Origin of the sequence: Mesorhizobium sp. 8 (genome assembly GCF_006351905.1) — a bacterium.
Classification (GTDB): Bacteria; Pseudomonadota; Alphaproteobacteria; order Rhizobiales; family Rhizobiaceae; genus Mesorhizobium; species Mesorhizobium composti.
In genome coordinates, this window is record NZ_CP040914.1 from 2,933,088 (window position 1) to 2,955,240 (window position 22,153).

Genomic DNA, 22,153 nt, shown 5'->3' on the forward strand with positions numbered 1-22,153 from the left:
GTCGCCTCAGGCGCCGTAGAGCGCCAGGAGCTTGCGCATGCGCTGGATCGCGAGGTCCGGGTCGCGCAGCAGGCCACAGCCGTCGGCCAGCTTGAACGCCTCGACGAAGTAAGGCAGCGGCCGCATCGCCTGCGCGCCGCCGAGCATGATGAAATGGTCCTGGAAGCCGTTCAGCCAGGCGAGGAAGACCACCCCGGTCTTGTAGTGCTGCGTCGGCGCCCGGAAGATCAGTCGCGCCAGCGGCACGGTCGGGTCGAGCGTATCGCGAAAAGCCTTGCCGTCACCTTCTCCCAGCTTGGCGACTGCATAAGCGGCCGCCGGCGCCAGCGGATCGAAGATCCCCAGCAGGGCGTGCGAATGGCCCTGCTCGTCGCCGGCGATCAGTTCGGGATAGTTGAAGTCGTCGCCCGTATACATCTTCACGCCGGCCGGCAGGCGGCGGCGCATGGCGATTTCCTTGTCCTTGTCGAGCAGCGAAATCTTGATGCCGTCCACCTTGGCGGCATTCTCCGCGATCACCGCCAGCGCCGTCTCCATCGCCGGCTCGAACGCATCGGCGCCCCAGTAGCCGGCCAGCGCCGGGTCGAACATTTCGCCCAGCCAGTGCAGCACCACCGGCCGGTCGCAGCGCGCCAGCACGTCGCTGTAGACGCTGACATAGTCGTCCGGCGAAGCGGTGACGGCGGCGAGCGCGCGGCTCGCCATCACGATGAGCCGGCCGCCGAGCTTCTGGATCGCCTCGACCTGCTCGAAATAGGCGCGTCGCACGTCGTCCAGGTCACGGGCATCGGCAGGCGCCAGCTGGTCGGTGCCGCAACCGTTGAACACCAGCGCGTCCGGCAGTTCAGCTTTTGTACGGCGGATGAGTTCGAGCGCGCCGGGCCAGTCGAGGCCCATGCCGCGCTGCGCGGTGTCCATCGCCTCGGCAATGCCCAGGCCGAGACTGTCGAGATGGCGCCGGAACGCCATCGTTGCCGTCCAGTCCACCGCCGCCGGCCCGGACGGTTCGCAGGCCGCGAACGGATCGGCGACCACATGCGCGGCCGAAAAGACGATGCGGGCGGCGTCGGCGGGCAACCGCGCCGACGGAATGGTCCTGCCGCTCAGCCGGTAGTCGGAGAATTTACCCTTCTCGTCGGGAAGCCGGATCGTCATGGTTGGTCCTTTTGAGCAATTCCAGGAAAAGTGTGAAACGGTTTTCCGTCCGGAATTGCGTTGTAACAAAGCGATCTAGAACCTCGGCACCAGCATGCCGGCGTCGACCGCGATCACCTGGCCGGTCGTGTAGGGCAGGTTGCCGGATGCCAGCGTCGCCATCACCCTGCCGACATCCTGGGGCTGGCCGAGCCGGCGCATCAGCGTCAGCCCTTCCTCGTCGATCCGCCGCTGGTAGGTGGCCGAGACCGGCCTGGTCATCGCCGTCTCGATCAGGCCCGGACGGATGTCGTAGACGGCGATGTTCTCGCGACCCAGCCGCACGGCGAACACCTTGCTCACCATCGCCGAACCGGCCTTCGACACGCAGTATTCCGCCCGCGATTCAGCCACCGCGTCGGCGTTCGAGGACGACACGTTGATGACGGCGTAGAAGCGGCCGTCGTCGCGCCGGCGCGGCAGCACGCGGCGCGCCCACGCCTGGCAAAGAAAGAATTGCGCCTTGGCGTTCACCGCCTGGCAGCGGTCGTAGCTTTCCTCGCTGACGTCGAGCGGATCGCCACGGGCGAGCACCGACACGCCGGCATTGTTGATGAGCGTCGACAGCGGGCCGATCGCGCGTTCTGAACGGTCGAGCATCGCATCGTGCGCGGCGATGTCGGCGACGTCGCCGGCGACCCGCACCACCGGCACCCCGAGCGCGGCGACGGCTGCCTCGGCGTCCTTCAGTTCGGCATCGTCAGCCGGGCCATTGAGCGCGACGGCGAAGCCGAGCCTGCCCAGTTCCAGCGCTGCCGCCAGCCCGATGCCGCGGCTCGATCCGGTGACGAAGACCGCCTGCCGCGCCGTTCCGCTCATGCCTGCGCCCCGTGCTTCAAGAGTTCGCGCGCGATGATCATGCGCTGAATCTGGTTGGTGCCCTCGTAAATCTGCGTGATCTTGGCGTCGCGGTAAAGCCGTTCCACCTCGAAGCCGCGGATATAGCCGGAACCGCCGAACACCTGCACGGCATCGGCGGTGCGGGCGACGGCCATGTCGCCGGCGAAGCACTTTGCCATCGAACAGGCCTTCGTCGCCTCCTCGCCGCGATCGATCTTGACGGCGGCGCTGTGCACCAGCAGGCGGGCGGCCTCGATGTCCTTGGCCATGTCGGCCAAAAGCCACTGCACGCCCTGGAAGTCCGAGATCGCCTTGCCGAACTGTCTGCGCTGCCTGGAATAGTCGACAGCCGCTTCCAGCCCCGCCTGGGCGATGCCGACGGCGAGCGAGGCGATGCCGACGCGGCCCTTGTCGAGCACGCTCATCATCATGTGGAAGCCCTTGCCGGCTTCGCCGAGCAGTGCCTCCGGCCCCAGCTTGACGTCGGTAAAGGTCAACGCGCCGACCTGGCTGGCGCGCTGACCCATCTTGTGCTCCTTCGGGCCGCGCTCGACGCCTTCGGCATGCAGGTCGACGATGAAGATGCTCATGCCGCGATGCCCTGCGGCCTTGTCCGTGCGCGCCAGCACGAAGCCGACATCGGCGACCGGCGCGTTGTGGATCCAGATCTTGCCGCCGTTGAGGCGCCAGCCCTCGCCGTCCGGCTCGGCAGTGGTGCGGATGCCGGAAACGTCGGTGCCGGCTTCCGGTTCGGTGATGCAATAGGCGGCGCGCTTCGCAGCCCGCATCACCGGGCCGAGCCAGGCGTCTCGCTGCGCCTCGGTGCCGTGGCGCACCAGGAGCGTGCTGATGAGTTCGACCAGCCCGCACTGGTCCGCCACCGAGGCATAGCCGCGCGACAGCTCTTCCATGACCAGCGCGTAGGTGAGCGTGTCGAAGCCGGGGCCGCCCATCGCTTCCGGCACGCCGATGCCGAACAGGCCGAGCTCGCCCATCTGCTGATAGAGCTCGGCGGGAAAGCGCTCGTCGCGGTCGAGGCCCTCGGCCGCCGGCCGGATCACCTCCTCGGCGAACTGGCGCGCCATGTCGCGCACCTGAAGCTGCGTCTCGTTGGCGTACATGGCGTCCTCATTTGTAACTATCTAGTTACTGCTATAGCGCAGCATCGCACATGCGGTCAAGCGTCTCCGCGGCGGCGACGCCGGGCGGCGGCACGGCTTGCCGAAAGACTTTGGTCCGTGTAAGAAATAACCGGATGGTTACAAGGGAGGACAGCATGGACCCGTCGCAGAAGCGCAAGTTCGGACGCAGCAACATCGAGGTCACCGCCTTTGCTTTCGGCACCGCGCCGATCGGCAATTTCCTGCGCGAGATCGACGAGCCCACCGCCGACGCGATGGTGCGGCATGCCTGGGACGCCGGCGTGCGCTTCTATGACACGGCGCCGATGTACGGCCACGGCCTGTCGGAACTGCGGCTGGGCCATTCACTGCGCTGGAAGAAGCGCGACGACTTCGTCCTCGCTTCCAAGGTTGGCCGCGTGCTGAAGGCCGGCAGGCGCTCGGAAATCGACTTCGCGCCGTGGAACAACGCGGCGCCCAACACCATGGCCTTCGACTACAGCTACGACGGCACCATGCGCTCCTTCGAGGATTCGCTGCAGCGGCTGGCGCTGGAGCGCATCGACATGCTGTTCATCCACGACATCGACCGCTTCACGCGCGGCGACGAGCAACCCGAAGTGTTCCGGCAGGCGATGGACGGCTGCTGGCGGGCGCTGGAGCGGCTGCGCTCGGAAGGCGTCGTCAAGGCCATCGGCGTCGGCGTCAACGAATGGGAGGTCTGCCACGAGGCACTGAAGCAGCGCGACTTCGACTGTTTCCTGCTCGCCGGCCGCTACACGCTCCTGGAGCAGGAGGCGCTGGACGGCTTCCTGCCGCTGTGCGAGGAGCGCGGCGCGGCCGTGCTGGTCGGCGGCGGCTTCAACTCCGGTATCCTCGCCACCGGCGCCGTTCCGGGCGCCAAGTACAATTATGCCCCCGCCCCGGCCGCTGTCATGGACAAGGTGGCGAAGATCGAGGCCGTGTGCCGCGAGCACGGCGTGCCGCTGCCCGCAGCCGCCCTCCAGTTCGTCGTCGCCCACCCCGCCATTCCGGCCTTCTGCGCCGGTACGCGCACGGTCGAGCAGTTGGAGCAGAACCTGAAATGGTTCAGCCACCCGATCCCGGCCGACTTCTGGGCCGACCTGAAGCACAGGAAGCTGCTGCGCGAGGACGCCCCGGTGCCGGCATGACCGGCGAGGGTGGCCGAAACCTGGGCGGGGCCGCCGAGCTTTCCTACGAGGATGTGGAGGCCGGCGACTGGTTCGAGACGCCCCGCCGCACGGTGAGCGCCGACATGATCGACGCCTTCGCCGCGCTGACCGGCGACCGCTTCGAGATCCACATGGACGAGACCGCCGCCCGCCGCCACGGCTTTGCAGGTCGCGTCGCCCACGGCCTGCTGGTGCTGTCGCTGGTCGACGGACTGAAGAACCAGGCTGAGGCACGGTTTCGGGCCATCGCATCGCTTGGCTGGGATTTCCGCTTCGAACGGCCTGTTCTGGCCGGCGACGCCATTCGGGCGCGCATCGCCGTGGCCGGCAAGCGCGTTACACGCAAGCCGGATCGCGGCATTCTCACCCTGCGGTTCGCCGTCGCCAACCAGAACGGTGACATCGTGCAGTCGGGCGATAACCGGCTGATGGTCTATCGCCGGTAGATCGTTTCGCCGGCTAAATACCAGTTCGTCAGAACTCGATGTCGACGACTGTCACGCCGTCGATCCCGCCCACCGTGTTGGCGACGATGCGCGCGCCGATCTCGCGATGCCTGGCATCGACGAGATAGGCGTCGCGCGCGGCGCTGTCGGCGAAATCGACCCAGAACGCATCGTGGTTGCCACGGATCAGGTCCGTCTCGACGCTGACATTCGCTCCGGCGTGGAAGCCGACGATGCCGGGCAGGTGATCGCGCAGGCCGCTCAGATCCTTGTAGATCAACGCCTTGGTTTCGGCATCGACGCTGTCGAGAAAGCGCAGGAGAACGAAATGCCGAATCATGCCTTGGTTCCTTTGGAGTTACGGGACGGCAATGGGGAGAAGCGGTTCGCCCGATTGCGGCAATCGTCAGAAACGCGGCGGCCGCTTGGCGCGGAACGCCGCAAGCCCTTCCTTGAGGTCGTCCGATCCCGCCACGGCGATACCGGCCAGGGCATCGAGGACCCGTTCCGTCTCCTCGCCCTCGGCCGCATTGACGAGCATCTTGGTGAGTTCGGTGGCGAGCGGGCCGCGCGCGCGGACCCGGGCGGCGACCTGCCGGGCGTGCTCGAGCCCCTTGCCGCTTTCGGTCACCGCATCGACCAGCCCGAGGCGAAGCGCCTCGTCGGCGCCGAACACCTCGCCGAAGATCGCCATGCGCCGCACCAGCCGGGCGCCGAAGCGGCGCACGGCGCGCTGCGTGCCCGACCAGCCGGGAATGACGCCGAGGCCCGTTTCGGGCAGGCCGATCTTCACATGTGCCTCGGCGATGCGGAAGTCGGCGCAGGCCGCAAGCTCCAGCCCACCGCCCAGCGTATGGCCGTTCAGCACCGCGATGAGCGGCTGCCGCAACCGCGCCAGCGCGTCGAAGGCGGCATGGCCCTCGCGTACCCAGAAGCGGCCGAAATCTTCCGGCGTCTCGCCGCTCCACGCCTCGATGTCGCCGCCAGCCGAGAATGCCTTGGCGCCGGAGCCGGTGAGGATCGCGACGCGCACGGCGGCATCGTGCTCGATCGTGGCGCAAGCCAGCGCCAGCTCGCGGACCATGCCGGCGTCGAGGGCGTTCAGCTTGCCTTCGCGCCGAAGCACGATCAGCGCCACGCCGCCCTCGACTTCCAGATGCACACCGCTGTCGGACATTATTCGGCCGCCTCCTTGCCGGCGGAGCGTCCGCCGCTGCCGCCGGGCAGAAAGAGGTCAGCTTGCATCGGCTTGAGCGACGGCGCAACGGTCAGCGGAAACGCCGCGCGGTCGAGCACGTCGCGCTGCAGGTCGATGCCGGGGGCGATCTCGGTGACCGTCACCTTGCCGTCGATCAACCGCAGCACGCAGCGTTCCGTGACATAGGTGATGTCCTGACCCTGCGCGGTTGCCCGCTTGCCGGAAAACGACACCTGGTCGACCTCGGGCACCAGCTTGGCGACCTTACCCTCCTTGTCGATCGATACCTTGCCGTCGGCGATGGAGAGCTTCGCGCCGGCGTTGAAATAGCCGGAAAAGACGATCTTCTTCGCCCGCGCCGTGATGTCGACGAAACCGCCGGCGCCGGCGGTGACATGCGGCCTCACGGCGAGTTTCGAGACGTTGACCGACCCGTCCGCGCCGATCTGCAGGAAGGACAGCAGCGAGGCGTCGAAACCCGCCGCCTGGAAATAGGTGAACTGGTGCGGCGACGGCACGAAGGCCTCGGCATTGGAGGAGCAACCGAACTTGAAGTCGAGCAGCGGGATGCCACCGACCGCGCCTTGTTCGATCACCCACGTCACCTCGCCGTGACGGCCTTCCTCGAGGAAGATGCGCGGCACGTTGGCCGAGATGCCGAAGCCGATATTGACCGCCCAACCGGGCTCGAGCTCGGCCGCGACGCGACGCGCGATGACCTTGGCGGGATCGAAAGCTGGCGTGCGGAAGGTATCGAGCGGCCGGAACAGCTCGCCGGAAATCGCCGGGTCGTAGGCCGTGGCGGTGGTCTGCAACTGGTCGGGCGCCTCGACGATCATGTCAACCAGGATGCCCGGCACCCGCACGTCATGCGGCCTCAGGCTGCCGGCCTGCGCCACCCGCTTCACCTGGGCGATGACCAGTCCGCCGCAGTTGTGCGCGGCGAGCGCCAGTTCCATCGCGCCGAGATAGGCGCCTTCGTGCTCGAAGGTGAGGTTGCCGCGTTCGTCCGCCGTCGAGGCGCGGATGATAGCGACGTCCGGCGCGATCGTCGGAAAATAGAGCCAATCCTCGCCCTCGAAATCGATCTTGCGCACGATCGCCTTTTCCCGCGCGCGCTCGTTCATGGCACAGCCGTCGAGATCCGGATCGACAAAGGTGTCGAGGCCGACCTTGGTGATGACGCCCGGCCGCTTGCCGGCGGCTTCGCGCAGAACGTCGAACAGGATGCCGCTCGGCACATTGTAGGCCGCCACCTTGTTCTCGCCCAGCATCTGCCAGATCAGCGGCGGCTCCGCCGAGGAGGGGCCGGAAGGGTAGGAGCCGGCGATGATGGTGTCGATCATGCCGTCCTGTGCGAGATGGTCGATGCCCCTGGTGCCGAACATGTCGCCGGCGGCGATCGGATGCACCATCGTCAGCCGGCCGGGATGCCGCTCGGCGCGATAGCGCTCGCCGAGCGCCTGCAGGACATGATCCGGACAGCACAGGCCGCTCGACGAATTCACCGCGACGACGGCGCCGTCGGCGATGCGTTTGACCGCATTTTCAGCGCTCGTGATCTTGGACATCGGCATCCTCGCTGTGATTCTTCACGGCTGCATTTCCATGTCGCCGGCACCTGTTTCGGACCGGACAAGGAACCGTCTTGCAGCCTGACCATGCTCATATTATAAGTAACCATCTGGTGCAATAGCGGATTCGAACGGAGAGTGGGGAACGGCCGAATGAGCATCTATTTCCAGCAGACATACCAGCGCGCTTTCGGCACATATCCGCTGCGCGGCGAGACTTGCAGGCAGGCCGTCGCGGCGGCGCTGGCGACCGGCTACCGCGCCTTCGACACCGCGCAGATGTACGAAAACGAGAGCGAGGTCGGCGAGGCGCTGGCCGGGGGCGGCGTGCCGCGCGCCGAGCTTTGCATCACCACCAAGGTCGGCGTCGAGAACTTCGCCGACAACCTGTTCCTCGCTTCGGTGGAGCGCAGCCTGAAGGCGCTGCGGACCGACTATGCCGACGTCCTTCTGCTGCACTGGCCGGCGGTGGACGGCAACATCGCGCCGCCGCTGCGCCAGCTCCAGAAGGCCCAGGAAAAGGGGCTGGCCCGCCATATCGGCATTTCCAACCACACGGCCCGGATGATGCGCGACGCGAAGGCCATCGTCGACGTCCCGCTGGTGACCAACCAGGTCGAATTCCATCCCCTGCTCAACCAGGATGTCCTTCTGGCGGCCGCCACTGAGACCGGCATCCCGCTGTCGTCCTACTGCTCGGTGGCGCGCGGCAAGGTGTTCGAGGTCCCGCTCTTCGCCGAGATCGGCGCGCTCTACGGCAAGTCGGCGGCCCAGATCGTGCTGCGCTGGATCCTGCAGAAGGGGGTGTCGCTGAACACCATGTCGACCAAGCCGGACAACATCCGCGCCAATTTCGACATCATGGATTTCACCCTGTCGAGCATCGACATGGCGCGGATCGAGGCGCTGACCCATACCAACTATCGCATCGTCGGCCGCGACCTGGTGCCCTATGCGCCCGAGTGGGATTGAAAGCGAGCGAAGCTGAAATGCTGGCGGCGATCCGCTGAGGATCGCCGCCGGACCGCAACGCTGCGGCTTATTTGTTGCCGCGGATGAGATCGGACGCCTTTTCGCCGATCATGATCGTCGCCGCATTGGTGTTGGAGCCGATCAGGCTGGGCATCGTCGAGGAATCGCAGATGCGGATGTTGTCCAGCCCGCGCACCCGTAACTGCGGGTCGACCACCGCCATGGCGTCAACGCCCATCTTGCAGGTTCCCGTCGGGTGATAGGACGTGCGTCCGTAGCGGCGCGCATAGTCGGCGAAATCGGCCTTCGTCTTCACCTCTTCGCCCGGCACGTGCAGGCGCTTGATGTATTTCTGCAGCGACGGCTGGCGGAAGATCTCGCGGCTGATGCGCACGCCTTCCGCGGATATCCAGACGTCGTCCGGCTCGGCGAGGAAATTCGGGTCGATGACCGGCAGCGCCTCGGCGTCGGCCGAACGCAGCCGGACCGTGCCCCGGCTTTTCGGCCGCAGCGTATAGGAATTGAGCGTGATGCCGGAGCCCGACGGGACCGTCGGAACGCCTTCCTCCGCGCCCGCCCCCGCCAGGAAATGGAATTGCAGGTCGGGAACTTCCCCGTCCGGCCGCGAGTGCCAAAAGGCGCCACCCTCGACAACGTTGGAGGTCACCGGTCCGGAATTGAAAAGCACGTACTGAATGCCGGCCCACAGCATCCAATGCAGCTTGTTGTACTTGTCGAGGCTGGTCGGCCCCTTCAGTTCGGCGACGATGTCGACACCGAAATGATCGTTGAGGTTCTCGCCGACACCGGGCAGGTCGTGCATCACCTCGATGCCGTGCTGGCGCAGGTGCGCCGCCGGGCCGACGCCGGACAGCATCATGATCTTGGGCGAGCCGATGGCGCCGGCCGTGACCAGCACTTCGCTATCGGCTCGCGCCAGGACGGCGCGGCCGTTCTTCGCATATTCGACGCCGACGGCCCGCACGCCTTCGAAGACGATGCGCCGGACGAGGCAACCCGTCTCGACCGTCAGGTTAGCGCGCCCGCGCGCCGGTCGCAGGTAGCCGACGGCGGCGGAGCAACGGCGGTTGTTCCTGATCGTCGTCTGGTAGATGCCGGCCCCTTGCTGCGTGCGGCCATTGAAATCCGGATTGTAGGGCATGCCGTATTCCTGGCACGCCTGCACGAAGGCGCGCGACGTGCGCTGCGGATCGGGCAGGTTGGAGACGCCGAGCGGTCCGTCCGTGCCGTGCCATTCCCCCGACAGGATGGTGTTGCCTTCCGAGCGCAGGAAGTAAGGCTGTACCTCCCTGAACGACCAGCCGGCGGCACCTTCCTCGTTGGCCCAGCGGTCGTAGTCGGATGGGTGGCCGCGCGTATAGACCTCGGCGTTGATCGACGAGCCGCCGCCGATCACCCTCGCCTGTGCATAGGGGATCTCGCGATTGTGGGCATGCCGCTGCGGTGCCGTCTTCAGCCCCCAGGTGAAAGGCCCCGAAGTCATCTTCGAAAAACCGACCGGCATGTGGATATAGGGATGGCGGTCGCGGCCGCCGGCCTCCAGAAGGAGCACGCGCACGGCCGGATTCTCCGTCAATCGCGCGGCGAGCACACAGCCCGCCGACCCGCCGCCGACAATCACATAGTCGTAGCCGCTTTCCCGCATCATCCTACCCAGGGCTGTCGCTTGCCGATCTCGATATGGACGGACTTGACCTGCGTGTATTCCTCCACGCCGTAGATCCCGGCCTCGCGGCCCCAGCCCGATTGCTTGAACCCGCCGATCGGCAGTTCGGGGCCGCCGGCCAGCGTGGTGTTGACCCAGAAGCGTCCCGCCCGTACCCGCCGCGAGACGGTGAGCGCCTTATCGATGTTTTTCGTCCAGACGCTCGCGGCCAGACCGTAGACGGTATCGTTGGCGATGGCGATCGCCTCTTCCATCGTGTCGAACGGCATGACGGCGAGCACAGGTCCGAATATCTCCTCGCGGGCGATCGCCATCGTGCCGGTAACATCGCCGAACAGGGTCGGCGCGATGTACTGGCCACGGCCGAAATCGAGCCTGTCGCCGCCGCACACCAGCCGCGCGCCTTCCTGCTTGCCCTTGGCAATATAGCCGAGGATGGTGTCGTTCTGCGCCGTCGTGGTGATGGCGCCGATCTGCGTTTCAGGGTCGAGCGGATCGCCGACCTTCACTTTGGCGAGCTTGGCGGCGACCATCGCTTCGAAATCGCGCGCCACCGAGCGCTCGACGATCAACCGGCTGCCGCTGACGCAGCACTGGCCGGTGTTGAAGCCGATGCCGAAGGCGACGCCGTCCGCCGCGTCTTCCAGGTCGGCGTCGGCAAAGACGATTTGCGGGTTCTTGCCGCCGAGCTCGAGCCCGAGCTTCTTGAAGTTGCCGGCGGCGGCGGCGACGCAACGGCGCCCCACGGCGGTCGAGCCGGTGAACGACACCATGTCGATGTCGGCATGCTCGGTCATCGCCTGACCGACCGTGCTGCCGGAGCCGGTGACGACATTATAGCAGCCGGCCGGGAGCCCCGCCTCGGCCAGCACTTCGGCCAGAAGCAGCGTCGTCGCCGAGGTGACCTCGGACGGCTTGGCGACGATCGTGCAACCCGCCGCTAGGATGTAGGGCACGCGCTCGCACAGGATCAGGAACGGGAAGTTCCATGGCGTGATCAGGCCGACGACGCCGATCGGCTCGCGCGTCACCACGCCGAACATGCCTTCGCCCAGATTGTTGAAGGCGTCGCCGTGCAGGGCGCGCGCAGCGCCCGCCGCATATTCGAACATGCCGGCGCAGCCGCCGACCTCGGCGCGCGCCTGGCTGATCGGCTTGCCGTTCTCCAGCGTCTCCCAGTAGGCGATCTCTTCGGCGCGGCGCCGCAGGATCTGCGCCGCGCGCAGCAGCACGTCGGCGCGCTCGACGGCCGGGATGCGCGACCAGCGGCCGTCCTCGAAGGCGCGACGCGCCGCAGCAACGGCCATGTCGAGATCGGCCGTCGTGCATTTCGGCATCCGCGTGACCGGCACGTCGTGGCCGGGGCTCCGCCGCTCAAAATGACCGCGTGGTCCCGCCTCGATCGTCTGGCCGTCGACGAAGAAGCCGAAACTTCTCGGTGTCGCCGGCAATGCCAGTGTTGCTGTCCGTTGATCCATCTTCGTCCTCCGCACACTTGCGGTTACACAATGGGTAAAGACCCGCTCATCCTGATTGCAAGCGCGTCGCGGCTACATCTCGATCTGCGTCTTCAGCACGCCGGGGCGATCCTTCAACGTCTCGAAGGCCTCCTGGATGGAATCCAGCGGATAGGTCGAACCCGTGAACGGCTCCGTATCGAAGCGCTTGTGCGCCAGCAGGGTCAGTGCGTCGTGCATGTCCTCACCCATGCCTGCGACCGACCCCTTCACCGAATTTTCCCTCAGAACCGTGTCGAGCAGCTTGAGCGGCACGCTGTCCTGCGGCCCGGTGATGCCGAAGGCGGCGACATGGCCGCCCGGGCGGATCAACTCGAAGGCCCTGGCGTAGAGCGCCGCATTGCCGACGCTCTCGATGACGATATCGGCGCCGCGTCCGCCGGTCATCGCACGCACAGTCGCCTCGGTCGTCGCCGGATCGCTGACGACGCGGTCCGCGCCGGCCAGCTCGGCCAGTGTGGCGCGCTCCGGCGTCAGCTCGACCGCGATGATCGGTGCGGCGCCGATCAGTCGCATCATCTGGATATGCAGGTTGCCGATCGGCCCGGCGCCGAGCACGACGACGGACTGGCCGAAGCGCACATCGGCCTTGCGCGCTGCCCTGACGACGCAGGCGACCGGCTCGGTCAGCGCCAGCATCTGCGGCGCGACGTCGTCGGGCGCGGGAATGACCAGCCGTCCGGGCACGGCGACATATTCGGCGAAACCGCCGTCGCGATGGATGCCGACCTGGCGCACCTCCGCGCAGTTCAGCACCTCGTGGCGGCGGCAGAAAAAGCAATGGCCGCAGCCGATGTTGATATCGGCGACGACGCGCTGTCCCGGCTGCAGGTTGGCGACCCGCTCGCCAACGCGGTGGACGGTGCCGGTGAATTCGTGACCGGGGATCAGCGGCAGCATGTCGGCGGCATAGTGGCCGTTGAACATATGGATGTCGGTGCCGCAGATGCCGCAGCGGTCCACCCTGATCAGGACATCGTCCGGCCCGAGCGCCGGCACGGCGACCGCCCTCACTTCGAAGCGCTTCGGCGCAACGAGCACCGCCGCCTGCATGGTCTCCATGCCGTCCTCCCGCCGCGCTACTTGACGATCCGCATCTTCGAGCGGTCGATGGTCAGCGCGATCGCGACGATCAGCACGATGCCGAAGAAGATCTGCTGGCTGGTCGCCGGAATATCGAGATAGAGCATGCTCGCCCGCACCACGGCGACGATCATCGCCCCGATCAGCGTGTTGAGCACGCCGCCGACGCCGCCGGTGAGCGGCGTGCCGCCGACCAGCACCGCGACGATCGCCGGCAGCAGGAAACCTTCCGCCAGCGTCGGTGAACCGCCTGACAGCTTGACCGAGAACAGCAGACCGGCAATCGCCGCGAACATACCCGACAGCGCGAAGGCCAGGATCTTGTAGCGATCGACGCGCAGGCCGGACGCGACCGCGGCCAGCTCGCCGGCGCCGACCGCCTTCAGGATGCGGCCCGCCTTCATCCTGTCCTGGATGAACCAGGCGAAGGCGAGCAGGACCAGCGACAGCACCAGTTCGTGCGGGATGCCGGCCGTGTTGCCGAGCATCCAGCCGAACGCCCGGTCGCGCTGTCCGGCATCCATGTAGAGCGCCCTCTGTCCGGACGCGAACTGGCCGACCGACAGCGCGATGCCGCCGACAGCGAGCGTCGCGATGAAGGACGGCACCTTCAGCCGCGTCGTCACCAGCCCGGACACCGCGCCGAACAGGAAGCCCACTGCGATCACCACGAGCGCCGAGAAGACGCCGAAGAGCGGCAGCGTGATCGTCGCCAGCACCGTCGTCATGTTGGCCACCGACTGCGCCGACAGGTCGATGCCGCCGATATAGATGGCCAGCGTCATGCCGAGCGCCATGATGAACAGCGGCGCGATGTCGCCTGCCAGCTCGACGAGGTTCTGCGGACGCAGGAAGTTGGGGTCCATGGCGCCGACGATCAGGACCAGGACGACGAGCGTGATCCAGGGGAAATGATGCTTGAGCCGATCGAGCGACATGCCGGTGCGCCTCAGATCATGTAGTGGATCAGGTCGTAGAGGGACGGCTTCGCGCCGGGCGGACAATTGTACCATTTCTTGATCTCGCCATCCTTGACAACGGCAATGGTGTGACTGAGGCCGATGGCCTCCTCCAGCGTGTCGGCGACCAGCACGACTCCGACGCCCGCCGCCGACATTTCGCGCACCATGTCGTACACATCCTCCTTGGCGCCGATGTCGAGGCCGCGTGTCGGATGGTCGAGCAGGATGATGTCGGAGCCGCCGCTGCGCCATTTTGCGAGCACGACCTTCTGCTGGTTTCCTCCCGACAGGTTGCCGCAATCGGCATTCTCCGAAGACGCCTTGATCGACAGCCGCTTGATCCAGTCGCGCGCCAGCTTGCGTTCGGCAGCGATGTCGAGCACGCCGGCCCTGGTGTATTTGTCCATCTGCGAGAGCGTCATGTTCTCGAAGACGCTCATGCCGCTGACGATGCCTTCGATCTTGCGCTCGCGCGGCACGTAGCCGATGCCGTGCGCCACGCGCTGCGAGGCGCTGACGGCGCCGGCCGGACTGCCGTGGATCGACATTTTTCCGGTCTGCGGCGCAAGCAGGCCGAAGACCGTGCGCAGGATCGCCTCGCGCCCGGCGCCTTCGACGCCGACCAGGCACAGCACTTCGCCGGCATGCAGTTTGAGCGATATATCCTTGTAGCGGCCGGGCAGGCTGATGGCGTCGAGTTCGAGCAGCACCTTGCCTTCGTCGTAGGGCCGCTGCTTTTCCTCGCGGTAATATTCCCGGTTGATGTCGCGGCCCACCATCTTGCGCTGGATGGCTTCCACCTCGGCCTTGCCGCTTTCGACCGCGTCGACCACCGCCCCGTCCTTCATGACGTAGATGCGGTCGGACAGTTCGATCACCTCGTCGAGCCGGTGCGAGACGAAGATGAAGGACGCCCGCTTGCGCAGGTCCCGCATCAGGGTGAACAGCAGCTCGATCTCCTCCTTGGCCAGCACCGACGTCGGCTCGTCGAGCAGGATGACGAGGTTGCCGTCCACCCGCTCTTCCAGCGTCAGCACCTTGGCGAGTTCGACGAGCTGCCGCTGCGCGAAGGACAGTTTCGAGGTGACGGTGGCCGGATCGATGGCGAGCTTCACCTTCTCGAGCTGGTGGCGCGTCGCCTCGGCCATGCGTTTCCAGTCGATCTTGCCGAAGCGGACGAACTGCTTCTCGTAGCCGAGGAAGACGTTCTCCATCACCGTCAGGTTGGGGATCAGCGACTGTTCCTGGAACACCATGCCGACGCCCCGGTCCATCGCCTCGCGCGGGCTGTGGAAACGGACCGGCTTGCCGTCGACCAGCACCTCGCCGCCGTCGTGCTGGTAGGCGCCGTAGATCACCTTCATCAGCGTCGACTTGCCGGCGCCGTTCTCGCCCACCAGGCCGACGATCTCGCCGCGGCCGATCTTGAAGTCGATGCCCTTCAGCGCATGGACGCCGGGGAATCGCTTTTCGACTTTGCGGAGCTCGAACATGGCGCCCTACTTCACGAAGGATAGCGACCGGCGGTCGGTTGACAGGTAGACCGCGGTGATGACGAGCAATCCCAGCACGCCGTCCTGGACGTAGCTCGGCAGGCCGATCACCACCATGCCGTTGCCGATGACGTTGACGATCAAGACGCCGATCAGCGTGTTCCACACGCCACCCGAGCCGCCCCACAGCGCCGTGCCGCCGACGACGACCGAGGTGATCGAGACGAACATCAGGTTGCGGCCAGTGACCGTCTCCGCGATGCCGATCTGCGCCACCGCCAGCATGGCGCCGAGCGCGTAGAATACCCCGGCGATGAGGAAGCAGATGACGCGCACCTTGTTGACGTTGAGGCCGGAGGCATGCGCCAGGTCCTCGCCGCCGCCGACAGCGTAGAAATTACGGCCGATCGTCGTGTGGTTCTGGATGAACCAGCCGGCGAGCAGCGCGACGATCGCCACGTAGGTCATCAGCGGGAACCCACCCAGCCGGACCGTCAGCAGCGAACGGAACAGCGGGTCCTCGACCAGGATGCGATCGCCGCCGGTGATCAGCAGCGACAGGCCGATGCCGACGAAACCCATCGACAGGCTGGCCATGAAGGAGGGTATGCGCAGCTTGACGTGGACGAGGCCGTTGATGGCGCCGAACACCGCGCCCACCAGCAGGGTGGCCGGAACGGCGAGCAGGCCTGGCCCGGCGAGCGAACCGCCAAGCGCCGCGAAGAAGGTGGCGAACAACACCGCGCACACCGCGACCGAGCCCTCCATGGAAAGGTCGATCGATCCCATCAGGATGACGAAGGTAACGCCGACCGCGATCATCAGCGCCGGCGTCGAGGCGATGGCGATGCGGGCGAAGTTGCGGATCGACAGGAAGTTGGGATTGACCGCCGTGAAGAACACGACGAGCACGACGAGCACCAAGAGCGGCGCCCACTTCTGCAGATTGTCCTGCGTCAACATGTTGGCCATATCCGGTTATCGCGGCAAAGGCGGGCGACGGCAGCGTCGTCGCCCCGTGTTGCGATGCGGCCGGTGAACAGCCGCATCCGTCCGAGATCAGGACTTGTACTGGATCGGGCCGTTGCTCGGACCCCAGAAGTCCTTCCAGTCGTAGGTCGGGTTGGTGTCGAGGTACTTGGCCTTGAAGTCGAGCGCGTCCTTGGGCGTGACGAGGATCGTCGGCCCGTAGAATTCGCGATGCTCGTGCGGCTCGTCCGACGGCTTGAAGGCGCCGATGGTGGCATAGTAGGCCAAGGCCGCCGTGATGCCGCCGCCCCAGTAGGGATTGGTGAAGACCGTCGCCAGGATCTCGCCCTTGGCGACGAGCTCGACCGCCCGCTCGTTGCCGTCGTAGGAGACGACGGGCATGCCCTCGATGCCTTCGGCGCGCAGCGCCTCGAGGACGCCGTAGGCGATCGTGTCGTTGGCGCAGTGGACGCCCTTGATCTCGTCGCCGTAGCGGGTGAGGAAGCTCGCCATGATCTGGTTCGCCTTCTGCGTGTCCCAGTCGGCCGGCTGCGCATCCAGAAGCTGGATGTCGGGATAATCCTTCAGCGCGTTCTTCAGGCCGTTCAGGCGCTCGACGGCGGGGTTGTTGGAGGCGATGCCGCCGAGATGGACGACGCCGCCCTTCTTGCCCATCGCGTCGAACAGGATGCGGGCGGTCTGCTCAGCAGGACCCTCGTCGGACCAGGTCATGTGCGACACGTAGTTGTCGCCGAAATCCCAGGGATGCAGGTCGTCGGTCTTGTTCCAGATGGTCGAGACATGCGCGCCCGCAGCGGCGACGGCCTCGACCACGGGGCGGCAGTTCGGCGCGTCGTTGGCGTCGATCGCCAGCGCGACCTTGTTGCCGTCCTTGGCGAGCAGCGCCTTGACGTCGGCCAGCGACTTCTCGCTCGACCCTTCGTTGATGAGATTGACCAGCGCGCTTTTCGGCAGGCCGAGACTTTCGACAAAGGCCTCGCCGCCGGACACGATATAGTTCCAGTACGGATTGGTGCGGTCGCGATAGCTCCACGCGATCGTCGGGTTCTCCACCGCGGCATGCGCGGCGCCCGCGCCGAACATGCGCAGCGCCGCCGCGCCGCTGAGGCCATAGGCCGAGGCCAAGAGCAGGTTGCGGCGGTTGATCGTCTCCTGCTCGATGAATTTCTTGATGAACGACATGCCTTCCTCCCGGTTCGTCCGCGCCCCGCCATCGAAGGAAATCGCTCGATTTACGTCTTCGCCGGAGCTTTATTGCACTATCTAGTTACTTCTTTATCGAAACAGTGTCAACGCCGTTTCCAAGAACCTATGAAGAGGCCCAGTACGAACGGCCCTTGCGCGGCAACGGGTACGGGCGGAGACGACGGCACTGGCGCGCACGCCAAGTAACCAGTACGTTATCTCCAGTGCGGAGTGATTCCGGCGGCCGGATGGCCCCGTTGTCGGAATCAGACGGAACGTGTCGGAAGGTCAGCTGCCTTCCGGCCATGGCGACAGGAGGCGGCGATGACGGTGAAGAGCGCACCCAGACCGAGGATCCGCGACGCGGAGGCGACGCAGGCGAGGATCCTCGCCGCAGCCAAGAAGGAGTTCGCCAAGAGCGGACTGGCCGGCGCGCGCGTCGACGTCATCGCCGAGCGCGCGAAGGCCAACAAGCGCATGATCTATCACTACTTCAACAGCAAGGAGGACCTGTTCCAGCGCGTGCTGGAGGATGCCTATGTCGACATCCGCACCGCCGAGCAGAAGCTCGACCTCGACCGGCTTGAGCCGCGCGAGGCGCTCGAGCGGCTGGTGCGTTTCACCTGGGATTATTATCTGAAGAACCCCGAGTTCCTGACGCTGGTCAACAGCGCGAACCTGCACAAGGCAAGGCACCTGAAGAAGTCGCAGACGATCGAGCAGGTCAGCCGCCGGTTCGTCGGCATGGTCGGCGCACTGCTCGATCGCGGCGAAAAGAGCGGCGACTTTCGCGCGGGCATAGACCCGGTGCAGCTCAACATCACCATCGCCGCGATCGGCTACTATTATTTCACCAACCGCTTTTCCGGTTCGATCATATTCCAGCGCGACCTGATGACGCCGGCGGCCCTGGAGGAGCGCCTGCGCTTCAACGTGGAAACCATCCTGCGCCTGGTTTGCAAGACCGAGCCGCCCGCCGGCAAATAGGCTCGCCCGGTTTCGCGCAGCGGCGCACGAATCTGCTAGGGAGTGATTCGTCGCCGAATTCCCATGTCTTCAAGCAGCCCGCCTTGTCCGCCGATCCCCTGCATATCCTGAAAACGGTCTATGGCTACGACGCGTTTCGCGGACCGCAGGCTGACATCGTCCGCCATGTGACGGCCGGCAACAACGCCTTCGTCCTGATGCCGACGGGTGGCGGCAAATCCCTGTGCTACCAGATTCCGGCGATGGCGCGCCCCGGCATGGGTCTTGTCGTCTCGCCGCTGCTGGCCCTCATGGCCGACCAGGTGGCGGCCCTGCGCCAGGCGGGCGTCAAGGCCGCCGCCTTCAATTCCGACCTGCCCAGCGACGAGCGGCGCGCTTTGTGGCGGGATGTGGCCACCGGCGGGCTCGACCTGCTCTATATGGCGCCGGAGACGCTGCTCAGACCGGAGATTCTGGAACGCCTTAGCCGGGTGCCATTGTCGCTGATCGCCATCGACGAGGCGCATTGCCTGTCGCAGTGGGGTCACGACTTCCGCCCCTCTTACCGGCAACTCGACGCGCTGGTCGCGGCGTTTCCCGACACGCCGCGCATGGCGCTGACGGCCACCGCCGATGCGCCGACACGCGCCGAGATCCTCGCGCATCTGCGGATTTCCGAAGGCGACGCCTTCATCGCCGGCTTCGACCGCCCCAACATCCGTTATGAAATCCGCGAGAAGGACAACCCGCGGGCGCAGTTGGCGCGCTTCCTGAAGGACCACGCCGGCGAAAGCGGCATCGTCTATTGCCTGTCGAAACGGAAGACGGAAGAAACCGCCGCCTGGCTTTGCGCCCAGGGCTACGACGCCCTTCCCTATCACGGCGGCATGGACAGGGCGGAGCGCCAGGCCAACCAGACGCGCTTCCAGAACGACGAGGCTGTCGTCATGGTGGCCACCATCGCCTTCGGCATGGGCATCGACAAGCCGGACGTGCGCTTTGTCGCCCATATCGACCTGCCGGGCAGCATCGAGGCCTACTATCAGGAGACGGGACGCGCCGGGCGTGACGGCCTGCCCTCCGACGCGCTGATGCTCTACGGCTCCGAGGACGTCGCGCTGCGCAGCCGCTTCATCGAGGAGTCGGAAGCGCCCGAGCAGCGCAAGCGCATGGAGCGGCAGAAGCTCGACGCGCTGCTCGGGCTTGCCGAAACGGCGACCTGTCGCCGCCAGGCGCTGCTCTCCTATTTCGGCGACCGCTGCGAGCCTTGCGGCAACTGTGACACCTGCGCCGAGCCGCCGCGCCTGTTCGACGGAACCATCGCGGCGCAGAAAGCGCTTTCCTGTATCCACCGGACTGGCGAACGCTTCGGCCAGGCCTATGTCGTCGACGTTCTTCTGGGCGTCGAAGATGAGCGCATCCTTCGCTTCGGCCATGACGGCATTTCCACCTTTGGCATCGGCAAGGAGCACGACAACCGCACGTGGCGGGCGATCCTGCGCCAGCTGGTCGCGCTCAGGCTGATCGATGTCGATCTCGCCGGCCACGGCGGCCTGTCGATTTCAGAGGCGGGCCGGCGGTTCCTGCGCGAAAAGCAGACCCTCATGCTGCGCGTGCCGGCGGCACCGCGGGCGCGGCAGGGGAAAGTTTCGCGCCAGCAGGCGTCGGCCACCCTGCCCGACACCGATCGCGCGTTGTTCCAGGCGTTGCGGGAAAAGCGCATGGAGATCGCCCGCGCGCAGAACGTGCCGCCCTACGTGATTTTCCATGACAGGACGCTAATTGAAATCGCCGCCGCGCGTCCTACGTCGCGCCGCGAGATGGCGGCCGTTCCCGGTGTCGGCGAGGCCAAGCTGGAGCGTTATGGTCCTGCTTTCCTGTCAGTGATTACCGAGCATGCGGACTGACCGGCGCATGCCAGTACTTCCGCATTTAGCCGGCTTATTATAGATTGGCGAATTGAGAGACAAAGACGGCGGGGAGGCATTATTCCTCCGCGAGCACTCTGAAAAATCGCCTGCTTTCAGTCCTGCTTGAGACGCCGACACAACTCGTCGAGCTGCTCCAGCGTGCGGTAGCCGATGCGGACCTCACCGCCCCGGTCCTTGTGCGCCACCTGCACCTTCATGCCGAGCGTGTCCGACAGGAGCTTTTCCAGGGCCAGCGTGTCGGCATCCTTTTCGGCCGGCGCGCCGGGCTTGGCTTCGCGCTGTGCGGCAGCTGGCATCTGCGCCAACGCTTCCGCCTGGCGCACGGACAGGCCCTCCTCGACGATCCGCTTGGCCAAGCCTGCCGGGTCCTCCGCCGTGACCAGCGTGCGGGCATGGCCGGCCGACAGCGCGCCGTCCACCAGCATGTCGCGGATAACGGGCGGCAGCTTCAGAAGCCGCAGCGTGTTGGCAACATGGCTGCGGCTCTTGCCGATCACCTGGCCGAGATCGGCCTGGCTGTAGCCGTGCTCGTCGATCAGCTGCTGGTAGCCTTGCGCTTCCTCGACAGGATTCAGGTCGGCGCGCTGGACATTCTCGATGATCGCCAGTTCGAGCGCCGTCCGGTCACTGACCTCGCGAACGATGATTGGGATCTCCGTCAGCCCGGCGCGTTGCGCCGCGCGCCAGCGCCGCTCACCAGCGATGATCTCATAGCGCCCGGATTGCGACGGGGAGGGGCGTACCACCACGGGCTGGACGATGCCGTGTTCGCGGATCGACTGCGCCAGATCCGTCAGATCGGCCTCGGCGAAGCTGCGGCGCGGATTCTTCGGGTTCGCCGAAACGAATTCGATCGGCGCCTTGCCATCGGCCGCCGCGCGCTTTTCCGGAGCGGGAGCAGGGCGGTCCATTTCGCCGATCAGCGCGGCAAGGCCTCGCCCAAGCCGCTTTCTGGAAGGATCTTCATTCATTCTTGAATCGTTCCGGTATCGAATCGTTTATGCGGCACGCAACCGGCGCTCGCGGCGGATAACCTCGGACGCCAGTTGCAGATAGGCTTGGCTGCCCGAGCATTTGAGGTCGTACAGGATCGCCGGCTTGCCGTAGGACGGCGCTTCCGAGACCCGCACGTTGCGCGGAATGACCGTCTCATAGACCTTGTCGCCCATATGCGCGCGCACGTCCTGCACCACCTGGTTGGCGAGATTGTTGCGGCCGTCGAACATCGTCAGAACGATGCCCTGGATCGTCAGGTCCGGATTGATGGAACCCCGCACCTGCTCGACGGTTTCGAGCAACTGGCTAAGGCCCTCGAGGGCAAAAAACTCGCATTGCAGTGGCACCAGCACCGAATCGGCAGCCGCCATGGAATTGAGCGTGAGCAGGTTGAGCGAAGGCGGGCAGTCGATCAGCACATAGCTGAACATGCCCGACCGCTGGGCCGCGTCGCGCAACGCGTTGCGCAGCCTGAGCACCCGGTCTGGTGCCGAAGCGATCTCCATTTCGATGCCAAGAAGATCGAGCGTGGACGGCACGATCGACAGACCCGGGACAGCCGTCGGCATCGCCGCGGCCTCGATATCCAGTTCGCCCGTCAGCACATCATAGGAGGAAACCGTCCGGTCGCGGCGATCGATGCCGAGGCCGGTACTGGCGTTGCCTTGCGGATCGAGATCGACGATCAGCACGCGCTCGCCGATCGCGGCCAGCGCCGTGGCGAGATTGATCGCCGTTGTCGTCTTGCCGACGCCGCCCTTCTGGTTGGCGACAGTGATGATCCTGGGTGCGGTCATGCTCATCA

General features: G+C 66.1%; 20 protein-coding genes. 5 read left to right on the top strand and 15 right to left on the bottom strand.

All coding sequences use genetic code 11. From position 1 onward, the window contains the following. Positions 1-6 precede the first annotated feature (6 nt). From FGU64_RS14350 to FGU64_RS14360, 3 genes are all read right to left on the bottom strand, one after another. Positions 7-1,155 (bottom strand): dihydrodipicolinate synthase family protein, encoded by a 1,149-nt coding sequence (locus tag FGU64_RS14350; protein WP_139953825.1) that lies wholly within the window; start codon positions 1,153-1,155, stop codon positions 7-9. A gap of 75 nt (positions 1,156-1,230) precedes the next feature. Continuing rightward, positions 1,231-2,013 carry a 3-ketoacyl-ACP reductase gene (locus FGU64_RS14355; protein WP_139953826.1) on the bottom strand — a complete coding sequence of 261 codons (783 nt, stop codon included), beginning with the start codon at positions 2,011-2,013 and terminating at the stop codon, positions 1,231-1,233. Beyond that, the gene (locus FGU64_RS14360; protein WP_139953827.1) at positions 2,010-3,155 is read right to left on the bottom strand and encodes an acyl-CoA dehydrogenase family protein; all 1,146 of its coding nucleotides are present in this window, start codon (positions 3,153-3,155) and stop codon (positions 2,010-2,012) included. Before FGU64_RS14360 ends, FGU64_RS14355 begins: the two co-directional genes overlap by 4 nt. A gap of 155 nt (positions 3,156-3,310) precedes the next feature. Here FGU64_RS14360 and FGU64_RS14365 point away from each other — a divergent pair, with 155 nt between their 5' ends. Both FGU64_RS14365 and FGU64_RS14370 read left to right on the top strand, forming a co-directional pair. Beyond that, positions 3,311-4,327 (top strand): aldo/keto reductase, encoded by a 1,017-nt coding sequence (locus FGU64_RS14365; RefSeq protein ID WP_139953828.1) that lies wholly within the window; start codon positions 3,311-3,313, stop codon positions 4,325-4,327. Continuing rightward, positions 4,324-4,794, top strand: coding sequence for a MaoC/PaaZ C-terminal domain-containing protein (locus FGU64_RS14370; protein WP_139953829.1), 471 nt, complete (start codon positions 4,324-4,326; stop codon positions 4,792-4,794). The genes FGU64_RS14365 and FGU64_RS14370 overlap by 4 nt, the downstream gene beginning before the upstream one ends. Positions 4,795-4,822: 28 nt before the next feature. Here the strand turns inward: FGU64_RS14370 and FGU64_RS14375 are convergent, their stop codons facing one another. The 3 genes from FGU64_RS14375 to FGU64_RS14385 all read right to left on the bottom strand — a co-directional run bounded on the left by FGU64_RS14375 (position 4,823) and on the right by FGU64_RS14385 (position 7,569). Then, positions 4,823-5,134 carry a Dabb family protein gene (locus tag FGU64_RS14375; RefSeq protein WP_139953830.1) on the bottom strand — a complete coding sequence of 104 codons (312 nt, stop codon included), beginning with the start codon at positions 5,132-5,134 and terminating at the stop codon, positions 4,823-4,825. Positions 5,135-5,200: 66 nt separating this feature from the next. Next, positions 5,201-5,971: an enoyl-CoA hydratase/isomerase family protein gene (locus FGU64_RS14380; protein ID WP_139953831.1), complete on the bottom strand. Its 771-nt coding sequence runs from the start codon at positions 5,969-5,971 to the stop codon at positions 5,201-5,203. Further along, on the bottom strand, positions 5,971-7,569 hold the full coding sequence (locus FGU64_RS14385) for an acyl CoA:acetate/3-ketoacid CoA transferase (protein WP_348639771.1): 1,599 nt from the start codon (positions 7,567-7,569) through the stop codon (positions 5,971-5,973). Before FGU64_RS14385 ends, FGU64_RS14380 begins: the two co-directional genes overlap by 1 nt. 150 nt (positions 7,570-7,719) lie before the next feature. On the opposite strand from FGU64_RS14385, the gene FGU64_RS14390 reads away from it, so the two are divergent. Further along, entirely contained in the window at positions 7,720-8,538 is an 819-nt protein-coding gene (locus FGU64_RS14390) for an aldo/keto reductase (RefSeq protein WP_139953833.1), read from the top strand. A 67-nt stretch (positions 8,539-8,605) separates the two neighbouring features. On the opposite strand, the gene FGU64_RS14395 is transcribed toward FGU64_RS14390, so the two are convergent. The 7 genes from FGU64_RS14395 to FGU64_RS14425 all read right to left on the bottom strand — a co-directional run bounded on the left by FGU64_RS14395 (position 8,606) and on the right by FGU64_RS14425 (position 17,452). After that, a complete protein-coding gene (locus tag FGU64_RS14395) occupies positions 8,606-10,207 on the bottom strand; it encodes a GMC family oxidoreductase N-terminal domain-containing protein (protein WP_246671121.1) in 1,602 nt (533 codons plus the stop codon). Next, positions 10,204-11,703, bottom strand: coding sequence for an aldehyde dehydrogenase family protein (locus FGU64_RS14400; protein ID WP_139953834.1), 1,500 nt, complete (start codon positions 11,701-11,703; stop codon positions 10,204-10,206). The genes FGU64_RS14395 and FGU64_RS14400 overlap by 4 nt, the downstream gene beginning before the upstream one ends. Positions 11,704-11,775: 72 nt before the next feature. Further along, positions 11,776-12,804, bottom strand: coding sequence for an alcohol dehydrogenase catalytic domain-containing protein (locus FGU64_RS14405; protein ID WP_139953835.1), 1,029 nt, complete (start codon positions 12,802-12,804; stop codon positions 11,776-11,778). Positions 12,805-12,821: 17 nt separating this feature from the next. Beyond that, positions 12,822-13,763: an ABC transporter permease gene (locus tag FGU64_RS14410; RefSeq protein ID WP_139953836.1), complete on the bottom strand. Its 942-nt coding sequence runs from the start codon at positions 13,761-13,763 to the stop codon at positions 12,822-12,824. 11 nt (positions 13,764-13,774) lie between these two features. Continuing rightward, entirely contained in the window at positions 13,775-15,280 is a 1,506-nt protein-coding gene (locus FGU64_RS14415; RefSeq protein ID WP_136357533.1) for a sugar ABC transporter ATP-binding protein, read from the bottom strand. Positions 15,281-15,286: 6 nt separating this feature from the next. Beyond that, entirely contained in the window at positions 15,287-16,252 is a 966-nt protein-coding gene (locus FGU64_RS14420; protein ID WP_136357531.1) for an ABC transporter permease, read from the bottom strand. An 87-nt stretch (positions 16,253-16,339) separates the two neighbouring features. Beyond that, a complete protein-coding gene (locus FGU64_RS14425) occupies positions 16,340-17,452 on the bottom strand; it encodes a sugar ABC transporter substrate-binding protein (protein ID WP_139953837.1) in 1,113 nt (370 codons plus the stop codon). Positions 17,453-17,779: 327 nt separating this feature from the next. Here FGU64_RS14425 and FGU64_RS14430 point away from each other — a divergent pair, with 327 nt between their 5' ends. Both FGU64_RS14430 and recQ read left to right on the top strand, forming a co-directional pair. Then, positions 17,780-18,442, top strand: a complete 663-nt coding sequence (locus FGU64_RS14430; RefSeq protein ID WP_136357527.1) for a TetR/AcrR family transcriptional regulator — start codon at positions 17,780-17,782, stop codon at positions 18,440-18,442. 83 nt (positions 18,443-18,525) lie between these two features. Then, complete coding sequence (recQ, locus tag FGU64_RS14435) at positions 18,526-20,328, top strand: DNA helicase RecQ (protein ID WP_139953838.1); 1,803 nt, start codon at positions 18,526-18,528, stop codon at positions 20,326-20,328. A gap of 116 nt (positions 20,329-20,444) precedes the next feature. Here recQ and FGU64_RS14440 read toward each other — a convergent pair whose 3' ends face one another. Both FGU64_RS14440 and FGU64_RS14445 read right to left on the bottom strand, forming a co-directional pair. After that, the gene (locus tag FGU64_RS14440; protein WP_136357523.1) at positions 20,445-21,323 is read right to left on the bottom strand and encodes a ParB/RepB/Spo0J family partition protein; all 879 of its coding nucleotides are present in this window, start codon (positions 21,321-21,323) and stop codon (positions 20,445-20,447) included. A 27-nt stretch (positions 21,324-21,350) separates the two neighbouring features. Then, the gene (locus FGU64_RS14445; RefSeq protein ID WP_168734516.1) at positions 21,351-22,145 is read right to left on the bottom strand and encodes a ParA family protein; all 795 of its coding nucleotides are present in this window, start codon (positions 22,143-22,145) and stop codon (positions 21,351-21,353) included. Positions 22,146-22,153 lie beyond the last annotated feature (8 nt).